This is a genomic window from Stenotrophomonas sp. CFBP 13718, from assembly GCF_014842145.1.
GTDB lineage: Bacteria > Pseudomonadota > Gammaproteobacteria > Xanthomonadales > Xanthomonadaceae > Stenotrophomonas.
In genome coordinates this window covers 177517-186576 of record NZ_JACYVC010000005.1, presented here as the reverse complement: position 1 = coordinate 186576, position 9060 = coordinate 177517, and the positions used below count along the sequence as shown (strand labels likewise).

Annotated in this window: 11 protein-coding genes, 1 tRNA gene and 1 pseudogene; 1 reads left to right on the top strand and 12 read right to left on the bottom strand. The window is 64.5% G+C overall.

The genetic code is table 11. The features are described from left to right. Positions 1-3 precede the first annotated feature (3 nt). The 11 genes and pseudogenes from IFT58_RS10445 to IFT58_RS10395 all read right to left on the bottom strand — a co-directional run bounded on the left by IFT58_RS10445 (position 4) and on the right by IFT58_RS10395 (position 8177). The gene (locus IFT58_RS10445; RefSeq protein WP_192094759.1) at positions 4-1125 is read right to left on the bottom strand and encodes a DUF2213 domain-containing protein; all 1122 of its coding nucleotides are present in this window, start codon (positions 1123-1125) and stop codon (positions 4-6) included. Continuing rightward, the gene (locus IFT58_RS10440; protein ID WP_192094757.1) at positions 1112-1333 is read right to left on the bottom strand and encodes a hypothetical protein; all 222 of its coding nucleotides are present in this window, start codon (positions 1331-1333) and stop codon (positions 1112-1114) included. Before IFT58_RS10440 ends, IFT58_RS10445 begins: the two co-directional genes overlap by 14 nt. Positions 1334-1336: 3 nt before the next feature. Beyond that, positions 1337-3124, bottom strand: a complete 1788-nt coding sequence (locus IFT58_RS10435; RefSeq protein WP_192094755.1) for a phage portal protein — start codon at positions 3122-3124, stop codon at positions 1337-1339. Then, on the bottom strand, positions 3124-4506 hold the full coding sequence (terL, locus tag IFT58_RS10430) for a phage terminase large subunit (RefSeq protein WP_192094753.1): 1383 nt from the start codon (positions 4504-4506) through the stop codon (positions 3124-3126). The genes IFT58_RS10435 and terL overlap by 1 nt, the downstream gene beginning before the upstream one ends. Beyond that, positions 4503-5123, bottom strand: coding sequence for a hypothetical protein (locus IFT58_RS10425; protein ID WP_192094751.1), 621 nt, complete (start codon positions 5121-5123; stop codon positions 4503-4505). Before IFT58_RS10425 ends, terL begins: the two co-directional genes overlap by 4 nt. A 237-nt stretch (positions 5124-5360) precedes the next feature. Beyond that, a complete protein-coding gene (locus IFT58_RS10420; RefSeq protein ID WP_192094750.1) occupies positions 5361-5639 on the bottom strand; it encodes a hypothetical protein in 279 nt (92 codons plus the stop codon). A 1-nt stretch (position 5640) separates the two neighbouring features. Further along, positions 5641-6123, bottom strand: coding sequence for a hypothetical protein (locus IFT58_RS10415; protein ID WP_192094747.1), 483 nt, complete (start codon positions 6121-6123; stop codon positions 5641-5643). Beyond that, on the bottom strand, positions 6120-6575 hold the full coding sequence (locus IFT58_RS10410; RefSeq protein WP_192094745.1) for a hypothetical protein: 456 nt from the start codon (positions 6573-6575) through the stop codon (positions 6120-6122). The genes IFT58_RS10415 and IFT58_RS10410 overlap by 4 nt, the downstream gene beginning before the upstream one ends. A gap of 116 nt (positions 6576-6691) precedes the next feature. Next, a pseudogene (locus tag IFT58_RS10405) lies at positions 6692-7150 on the bottom strand (glycoside hydrolase family 104 protein); the annotation flags it as partial. 122 nt (positions 7151-7272) lie between these two features. Continuing rightward, positions 7273-7347: transfer RNA gene (locus IFT58_RS10400), tRNA-Gly, on the bottom strand. Between the two features lie 116 nt (positions 7348-7463). Continuing rightward, positions 7464-8177: a hypothetical protein gene (locus IFT58_RS10395; RefSeq protein WP_192094741.1), complete on the bottom strand. Its 714-nt coding sequence runs from the start codon at positions 8175-8177 to the stop codon at positions 7464-7466. Between the two features lie 87 nt (positions 8178-8264). Here IFT58_RS10395 and IFT58_RS10390 point away from each other — a divergent pair, with 87 nt between their 5' ends. Beyond that, positions 8265-8726: a hypothetical protein gene (locus tag IFT58_RS10390; protein ID WP_192094739.1), complete on the top strand. Its 462-nt coding sequence runs from the start codon at positions 8265-8267 to the stop codon at positions 8724-8726. Positions 8727-8731: 5 nt separating this feature from the next. Here the strand turns inward: IFT58_RS10390 and IFT58_RS10385 are convergent, their stop codons facing one another. Next, positions 8732-9040, bottom strand: coding sequence for a hypothetical protein (locus IFT58_RS10385; protein WP_192094737.1), 309 nt, complete (start codon positions 9038-9040; stop codon positions 8732-8734). Positions 9041-9060 lie beyond the last annotated feature (20 nt).

Sequence of the window (9060 nt, the reverse complement as noted above, 5' to 3'; positions counted from 1 at the left end):
GGCTTAGGCCTCCTTGTGGCCAGCGGTGCGGTAGTCCAGCCCGGCAACCGAAGCTGCCCAGCCGTTGTCATTGACCGGCGTGCGCTGGAAGGCGCCGTCGCGCATCGCCTGCGCCACGGGGTCGCGCGGCTTGGCGCTGTCGTAGAGGTGGTCGAAGCGTGCCTCCACGTAGGCCTCGTGCTTGCCGGCCACGGCTGCGTCGCCGAGCTTGGCCGCCACAGCGATGGCGCGAACCTGCGCATCGGTCTTGCCGCTGTAGTCGGCGTCGTGGATGGCCTTGGCCTTGCCGATCAGGTCGCCGCGCTGCTGCACGCGCTGATCCAGCGCCGCGTCGCTGAGCACCTGGCCCTTCAGGGAGTCGATCTCGGCATCGCGCTTGGCGATTTCGGAATCCTTGACCGCGATGGCCGCCTGGTGGGTGTGGTCAGCGGACGCTTGCGCGGTCTGCGCGTCCTTCAGCTGCGCCTGCAGCTTGCCGATGGCCTGTGCGCCGGCGTCGTTGGTCACGACGGACAGCCCATCGACCAGGATGGTCTTGTCGCTCATGGTTGGTTCCTTCTGGTGGTGATGGGGGCCGGGATCCGGAGCACCAGGGGCGCCCCCGTCCCCGATGCGAAGCTGTGCGCCGCCACGGGCCTTGTCGACCAGGGCGAGATGGTTCATGCGGAGGTTCGTCTGCACCGCGTCGTAGGGCTGGCCCTCGGGCGTGACTCCATCGCGGAAGACGATTTCGGCGGTGTAGCCCATGGAAAGTTCGCGCTTGCCCGATTCATAGGCCTTGATGGCCGCGCCATCCATCAGCACCAGCGGCACCCGGACGAACTCGCCGTCGCGGACCACTTCGCCGCCGGTCTGGCCAGCCGACACCGCCTTCCAGGTGCTCGAATCGACCATGTGCGCCGGGTGATCGACCGTTGCCGGGCGATACGCGTAGCTGGTCATCGCGTCCTTCGAGAAGACCTCTTCCGGCGGCCGGTACAGCCTGACGATGGGCATGTCGGGCTTTCCCAGCTCACTGCCGAGGTAATCCTGCACGCCTGTGCGGGCGACCTTGACGTCGGCCACGAGGTAGCCGTCTGCGGTGCGGCGGGGAGCCGACACCGAGACACGATCAGTAAGGAACATGTTTCGCTACCTCCCGCAGCAGCTCCTCGCGGAACCGCTCGATATCCATCCCGCGCTCGCCCTGCCCGACGTCACGGATCCATTCCGCCGTCTTGGCCGAGGCGGGAATCTGACCGTTCCAGCGCCACGCGAGCCCGCAGGCCAGGCGATAGCGCTCCAGCGCCGCCAGCTCACGGCCGGCGATCAGGCGTTTCAGCCAATCAAGCATGGTTCAGTCCTCGCGAATCTCTTCGAAGATTTCCGGCCCGAGCACGATGCGGCCTCGGTACGGTTCGACCTTGCTCAGATCGATGGGCGCCTTTGTGAGGCTGATGTGCGGGGTGTAGTCCTCGAAGTCGTGAGAGCCACCCGCGCGGATGATGCTTTCGTGGCGCCAGACCAACTGGGAGGAAGCGAACAGGATCACCGCCGACATGCCACCCAGCGGCTCTACCGCGCGCGGGCCACCTTCGGGGATCACCAGCTCATCCCTGCCGTCCGAACCCCAGTCATTGGCGTTGCCCGCCTTGATCCAGTCGAATGCTTGGCTGGAGTGGACGATGGTGACGTGCAGGTCGTCGCGCAGGTCTGTGATGCCCTGCCCCCTCGCCCAGGCCGCGATCTCGCTGACGTTCTGAACGTCGCGGTGGACATACAGCGAGCGAGGTGCCGCATCGGCAACCGGCGTGGCCGCTGCCCGCCTATCTTCGTCGTCGTCCGGATCGTCGCCTTCGGGCGCCGACAGCGCGTACTCGGCCATTTCCGATTCCAGACCGGGCGCCACGCCTGCCTCGGTGAGCATGTTCACTGCCACCGTGGTCATCACGTCGTCGGGGATCAGCTTCGTCTCCGCAACGATCTTGATGCTCTCGGCGGTGGTCTTGCCGATGTCGGCCCGCTCCTTGTCGGTGGTCTGCCACAGGCTGCGCCAGTTGTAGAACACCTCTTTGGGACGGGTGCCGAGCGCGGAGCGGATCAGGCATTCATCCAGGACCTGCAGAGCGGGGCTCAGCACCAGCTCCTGGCCCGAGCTGATCCGGTCGTAGTAGTTCCGGATGTCGTTATCGCCGCTGGCGTTGAGCCCGCCAGGTGACTGACCTAGAAGCCTCGTGATTGGAATATCTGCAGCTCCGGACACGAGCTGCATAAAGGCCAGCAGCACGTCTGTCAGGCCCGAGAAGTTGGCGGTCTTCTGCTCGTAGTCCTCGTCCTTGTCGAGCAACAGGGCGCCGTTGATGCCCTTGGCCATAGCTGCCAGCTGAAGCCGCTGCAGGACCTGCTGCTCATAGACAGGATCCGCCAGCATCGCCATGAAGCGCGGAATCTTGATGACGTCGACCTTGGCCTCGAAGACGAGCGACGCGATATTGCCCGAGCTACTGTCCGCATCCTTGATTGCCTTGCTCAATGCCATCAGCACCGAGTCACCCCACCCGTCCCCTGCATCCAGCTCCGGATCAGGCTTAGCCGCGCCCTGCAGGATGACCAAGCGGGAGGGGTGGATCCGGACCGTGCCTGCCACGCCGCTGCTGAGGGTGTAGTAGGCAGGCCGACCGTACCCTGGCGACTCGGGATCACGATCAAGCTCACCCGCCTGCAGCACGCGCTTAGACAACACGTTGAGGTGTCGGATGCCTCCTTTACCGATTGATTCTGGCCTCAACGGCATCACGGGATTTGAGTCACCCGTCCCGATGTACAGCGCAGCGCCCCCGCTGAGGCGGGCGCGGATCAGTGCATCTAACAGCTTCTGCTGAACCCCGAGGCGCTTCTCTTCGGCCTCCATCGCGCTGATCTGCTTCTGGTCTGCACTCCATCCGCGCCACTTACGGCAGCTGTCGAGCGCCGGGATATCAATGATCTTGCGGGCCAGCCACGTACCACGGTAGGCGTTCGAGCCCTCGTCATCGGTAAAGAGCGGCCGCCCGTAGAAGGACGAGGCTGCCTTGTCACGCGGCGTGCCGAGGTTGCTGACCAGGTTGACGAGACCGTCCCTGATCTTGGTGGCCACGTTCGCCATTACAGTGCATTCCCAATGTTGTAGGAGCCGGTTGAAAGCTCGTTGAAGGCGCCAGAGGAGGCGTCAACCTGATCGTCATGGATACCGGCTTGCTTCGAAGGGAAGACCTCGAGCTCGTCGAAGTAGTCTTTGTTCCAATGCCCTTGGACCACCTCGACATTGCCGACCTGCCATTGAGCCGCGAAGGGCTCGCTACGGGTCTCCTTGTCGCCGGTTTCGCGGACCGCCTTCGCCATCATTCCGGCGAGCTGGATCACCAGGCTTTCGCCTTGGTCCTTGCCGGCTTGGCCGGGATCCTGCGGAACCACCACGCGCACGCCGCGCCCGTCCATGAGAGCGGTGTTCTGGATGAGCTGGCGGACCTTAGCGGCCCGCTCCCTCACCCTGACCACATCGCCAACGACGAATTTGCCGTTGCTGCGCAGCCCCATCAGCACGCCCGCCGTCCAGTCAGGATCGGGGCTCACCTCACTCGGCTCGGTGGCAGCCAGATCCCATCGGCGTACCCATGCGACGACATCATTCGGCCGCGTCGGTATCACGTCGACGTCTGTCCGACGGAAGTAGCTCCCGGCCGTCTTGCGCACCTTCCAGTTGCCTCCCAGCAGCCGCTCACGCTCTACGCGGGACAGCGCCATGAGGTTGGCAAGGTATTCGGGGTTGGCATCCAGCAGCGCCTTGTTGTCGTAGACGCTCGCAGCGATGAAGGTTGCAGACTTCACAAGGGCTTCGGGGGCCAGGCCAGCTACCGACTTCAGCCCTGCGCGTTCGACCACCTCGGTTGGGGAGTCACCCCACACCACAGAGTCGTTGACCACGGTGAAGTAGCGGACTACGCCGTCCCGGGCCGGGATGGGCAGGCCGCTCTCTTGGTCGATCCACCAGGCGATGAACTCCGCCACCCACGAATCGGCATCGGGGTTGCAGGTCGCCCGCACGTAGGGTTTGACGCCCGACGTGGAACGGTTGCGGCTGAGCATGTAGAAGAACTGGGCACGCGTGAAGTGCGTCAGCTCATCGAAGCAGATCAGCGGGATCTGAGAGCCCTGCCACGCGTTGACGTCCGTGTCGTACTGCAGGTGGCGCATCTGCACCTGAGCGCCGGACGGGAACGTCCATTGCGCGTGCGGCGATGTGCGCGGATCAGCCCCCAGCAGCGGGTAGAGCTTCGTTGATTCCGTCCACAGGCCGCCCGGTGCGGTGATCTGCGTGCCGTTGCGCCTGAAGATGACGGCGGAGAACTCGGAGATCTCGGTGTGCCGCATCGTCTCCAACAGCAGGCCGAACGTCTTGCCGCCACCTGCCGCGCCTCCGTAGATGGCGATATCGGCTGGCGTGGACAGGAACCGCTCCTGCGGGCCCTCCTGAGGCCGCAGGCTCATCGCCCGTTGGCGGGCAGGTAGATCGCCACCCCCGTGCCCTGCGGCGCCGAGGCCGGCTCCTTACCACCCTCTATGCCATAGGCGTCCCGCTCCATGCCGACCAGCTTGGCCAACGAGTCGGCCAGGTCCTTCATGGTCTTGGTACGCCCGGGAAGGCTGGTCACGCCGCGGTAGAGCGCCTGGAGCTTCTCCGGCGCTTCGACGAGCTCGTCCAGTCGTTCGACCAATTCCACGTGCCCGGTCTGCGACTCAAGCTCTTCCAGTAGCGACATGGCCAAGGCGCGAGCCCTGGCGATGTCCTTGCGGTGACTGAGCCTGACGTCGGCAATGACCTTCGCGGAGGCCTCCACCAGTATCCGCTCGGATAGCTTGGCCTCGGTGGATACCTCCTTGGATACCTGCTCCTTGGATACCAGGGCATCGGCCTTCGCCTTGATCTTCGCCCCAAGATCCCGGGTCCAGCTGTCACGCTTGGCGCGCTTGTTGATCGCCCCATGGGTGATCCCATGCTCGGCGGCTATCTCACGCACCGACAGGAGGCCTGCGCGGTAGTCCGCCTCAATGCGCTCCCAGTCGATATCGGGCCGGCCGGTCTTGTTGTCGGTCGGCTTGGCCATCTACAACCTCGGGATCAAAAACGGTTCTGAGCGGAAATTCCGCAAGTGGAATGTAATCACGTCGGGCGGAACCCTATGCCTGCCCAAGCCCGCGAGTTTTGGGACCCGTATAACCAAACAGGAACCTCCCACCCGCCATGAACCTTGAAGACTTCCACCACACTGCCCGTGCCACCTACTACTTCCTCAGCTGTGCCCTCGCGGCAATCCGCATCAGGAAGGAGTGGAGCTCCCCACCTACTTCGGCACAGGCTTCCCCTGCACCTGCTCGACGGCGTCGAACTGGGCCTCGTACTGCAGAAGGCAGCGTCGGCGACCATTGCTCACCGCGAACACCTGGGAGGGCTCCCCCTCGCGTGACCAGACGCAACGGCTTGTCAGGCGTGCCGGGATGGGTACATAGGTGGCGACAGGGACCTTAACCACCGCAGGCACCGGCGCCGAAGGGGGCGCCTTCGGCGGAGAGCTGCTGCAGGCGGCCAAGCTGGCCAGTACCGCGACGAAAACAATGCGCATGTCAGTACCCCTTCAGAGCCGGGCAGGCCGAGTCCAACAGCTGCAGGGCTGCCTGGCATGTATCGGGGCGCCCCTCGTACCGCTCGCGCCAGGTGGATGCATCCTTCTCGGATGCCTCGATCTTTCCAGCCAGCTCATTCAGCGCCTGCGCGCTCTCCGCTCTGAGGCGCTCAAGCTTCTCGGCCTCTTCTCGCAGTGTGGTGGCCACCTCAGCAAGCCGGGCGTCCCTCGCGTCCACGTCGGCCTGCAGGCGGTCGGCATCCGCACGCCAGTCGGCCTTGACCTTGACCACCTGCGCGCTGAGCTCTTGGATCCGTTGCTCCCGCTCGTAGGCGGTCAAGCCGGAAACGAGACAACCGAACGCCAGTACGGCGCAGAAGACCTTCACGAGGCTGCCGGGCTTTCTCAGCCACCGGACGATGCCGGTAAGCCAGCCGACGATCAGGGCCCAGAGGGCGGAGAGCAGTTGCAGAACGCTGTTCATGGGGACGTGCCTCCATTTGCGCCAGTCGCCCGCTCTACCAGCTTGAGGTAGCTCGGCAGCAGGCGGCGAATGACGACTCCGGAGATGCCTGCCAGCGGCAGCTGGGGCGCACCGGCGAGTGAGGGGAACCAAAAGCCTGCGACAGCGATGACCCAGGCAGCGAGAATTGCGTATGCGATCACCGCGACGGCCAAGGCCAGCAGGCGGGTGCCGCTCTGCATCCAGCGGCGCCCGCGCGGGCGAGCTGCATCGGCAGAGACCCGCTCTGCGTCCTTCTCGGGAAGGAGCAGCACGCCGATGAGTGCACCGGCGATGGCGACCAGCAGCACTGACTGAGGTACGCCGAGGATGACCCGCTCGGCCTGCCGGAGGGCATCAGCCGTCGCCGGGCCCACCACCGCGGCGGTAAAGGTGCCCACGACCGTCTTGAGCGTGCTTACGGGCTCAGTCACTTCGTCCCGTCCTTGGACGTTCCCGCCCTCACAATCTCAGCGGTGGAATCGACGCTGAACGTCACCTTGGTGAAATCGGCGGGCTGGCCCCGCTCAGCAGCTGCCTTGGCCCGGGCGAACACGGAAAGGAGCTGATCCAGCCTGTGCTCATGCTGCCCATACCCGGCGCCAGGCAGGCTGGCCCAGATGTTCCGGACCGCAGCGATAGCCTCGGCGATCTTGCCGGCTTGGATCAGCGGAAGCGCCCTGCGCTCCCGGATCTGCTGCAGGGCAATCAGATCCTGACTCAGCGGGGTGAAGTCCTTGAGGCCCAACGACTTGCGGTAGGCGTCGAAGTAGCGGCGCAGAAGCTGATAGCGCCCAGCCGCAGTGGATTGGATGCCCAGCCTGGGGAGGTCCACGAGCACCCGGGGGTGATCTGCGTAGTCGGTGTACATTTGTCCACCTACCAGCACATCGTAGCCGCGGTCCCTCGTGGGCTGCCTCCCGTTATCGGTGCCCTCGGACCAAGCGAGCATGTCGAGGAAGGCCACGACGTTCACGCCGCCAGCCTGTTGGGGTGTGATCTGAGCCATGCGCGCCTCGGTGTGGGTGAGCGATCACCGCCCTAGGGCAGAACCTCGCTCGGGGTATGGGTGCCCGCCCCGCTCCCGGCTGGGCACGAGGGTTGATCCGGTGTGGGGGAAGCGGGCGTAGATGGAGCGGGCCATGGGAATCGAACCCATGTGGTCAGCTTGGAAGGCTGATGCCTTAGCCACTCGGCCAGGCCCGCAAAAAAAAAGCCCCGCTCGATGGCGGGGCTGATGAGTTTGGCCGGCGGCCAAGTCTCGCGATAGTGGTGAAATTACACGGATTCCCGTTGCTCCAACAAGACAATATTCTCGAACGCTATGCAGCACGTGACCTCGGCTCGTGCTCGGCATTGCTCAATGCGCGGGAGAGCTGCTTTGCTGCCACTTCCCCCGCATGGTTCAGTTCAGCCAGCAGCCATTCGTAGACTGGCTTCCACCTACGCATGTAGGCAGGAGAGTCGGTGCCCATTGCCAGCGCTCGGCGACGGTCCGGCGTTGGCTCGATTCCGGTGCACCTGCAATCCTTGCAGCCCATGTCGTTGACGATGCCGGCCCCGATGCACGTCGGGCATCGGTTGCCGCTGGCTAGCTCCATCACCACAGCGTCGACCATGCGGGAGAGGTGGTGGTAAGTGTTCCTCGGCCAAGCCCTGCTACGCGCAAGCACCACCGCAGCCTCCCGATCCCGAAGGATCCGTCGCTGGGCATCTGACAGATTGCGCCGGCTGAGGCTGACCATCTCCTTCGAGAAGCTCAGGTCATCCTCCGCTTCAGCCAGCGCCCGCGCGCGGCGGGTGAACTCGGGCCGGACGATGGCCAGCACCGCCTCGGCGAGCTTCGGCCGGTGCCGCATGGCGCCGTCGGGCAGGTACACCGCCTCCATTACCTCGCGGCCGAGGCCGGCCGGGACCATGCCCAGCGCGGCAGCGATATCGGACGTCGTCAGACTGGGCGTGCCTCCGCCATGCCCCACGTCAAAGCGCACAGTCTGCGGGTTCAGGCGGGCCAGCATCTCGCGGCGGTCAGCCATCAAATTGCACTCCTTAAAGTGAAATAATTGCCGGCCCGACGGCTGGCAGCCGGGTAGAATCTCTGAAAACACTCCGTTGTGAACACCATGGACAGGATTCCCGAGAAGGTGACAGGAAGTGCGTATGACCCAGTCGTTTCGTTGATATCAGACCTGGCGATCGTGGTCGGCCTCACTGCGTTTGGCTCCTATGTGATGTACAGCCCAGACGCTGTTGCGTTTGGATTCCAAAATCTCGCAGCGGCAGCGTGTATCTACGTGGCTGGGAGCATGGTTGTGGTTTCTGTGGTGCGGTTCCGGGGTGCGTTAACGAGGCCTGGTGGCCTTAAAAGCAACAGGAAGTGGATTCTCGCCCTATCGGCTGCGGCGGCGATAGCTGCGGGCATAACGGCAGCGACCGCGATATCAGTAGCGCGGAGCGGTCGCCTTGCTTCCATATGTGAGCGCGCCGAATCCAACGACGTAGTCGCACATAAGAACCATCCCAAGTGCTCCGCCTATTACAAGAAGAGAGCATTAGCAGACGACGCAGTGCTTAGGGGACGCTGAGGACTTCATGCCGCCACCTGGATCAAACCCCTCTGCCACAGGGCCAGCATCGTTCGCTCGTGGCCGCGCTGCCAGATCTCGGCCTTCTCTTCTCGGGTGAAGCGGCGGCCCTGATCCAGCTCGCGGTGGCATGCCCTGCAGCCCGCCGCCACGAAGCAATCGTGCGCCTTGAGCGCACCGCCCTTGCCGTGCCGGCTCTGGTTGCTGTGCGCGGGCTCGCCGAAGCCGCCCTCGCAACAGTTCTCGATCTGCAGGGTGCACTCGACCTGATAGACGGCGTCCAGCAATGCGCGGTCGCGGTAGTTGCTGTGCATCAGCCGCACCCCCGACCTAC

What these genes read in the sequence shown, in the direction of transcription:
- IFT58_RS10445 (WP_192094759.1), bottom strand. Translation starts at nt 1,125, where the DNA reads ATGTTCCTTACTGATCGTGTCTCGGTGTCGGCTCCCCGCCGCACCGCA.
- IFT58_RS10440 (WP_192094757.1), bottom strand. Translation starts at nt 1,333, where the DNA reads ATGCTTGATTGGCTGAAACGCCTGATCGCCGGCCGTGAGCTGGCGGCG.
- IFT58_RS10435 (WP_192094755.1), bottom strand. Translation starts at nt 3,124, where the DNA reads ATGGCGAACGTGGCCACCAAGATCAGGGACGGTCTCGTCAACCTGGTC.
- terL (WP_192094753.1), bottom strand. Translation starts at nt 4,506, where the DNA reads ATGAGCCTGCGGCCTCAGGAGGGCCCGCAGGAGCGGTTCCTGTCCACG.
- IFT58_RS10425 (WP_192094751.1), bottom strand. Translation starts at nt 5,123, where the DNA reads ATGGCCAAGCCGACCGACAACAAGACCGGCCGGCCCGATATCGACTGG.
- IFT58_RS10420 (WP_192094750.1), bottom strand. Translation starts at nt 5,639, where the DNA reads ATGCGCATTGTTTTCGTCGCGGTACTGGCCAGCTTGGCCGCCTGCAGC.
- IFT58_RS10415 (WP_192094747.1), bottom strand. Translation starts at nt 6,123, where the DNA reads ATGAACAGCGTTCTGCAACTGCTCTCCGCCCTCTGGGCCCTGATCGTC.
- IFT58_RS10395 (WP_192094741.1), bottom strand. Translation starts at nt 8,177, where the DNA reads ATGGCTGACCGCCGCGAGATGCTGGCCCGCCTGAACCCGCAGACTGTG.
- IFT58_RS10390 (WP_192094739.1), top strand. Translation starts at nt 8,265, where the DNA reads ATGGACAGGATTCCCGAGAAGGTGACAGGAAGTGCGTATGACCCAGTC.
- IFT58_RS10385 (WP_192094737.1), bottom strand. Translation starts at nt 9,040, where the DNA reads ATGCACAGCAACTACCGCGACCGCGCATTGCTGGACGCCGTCTATCAG.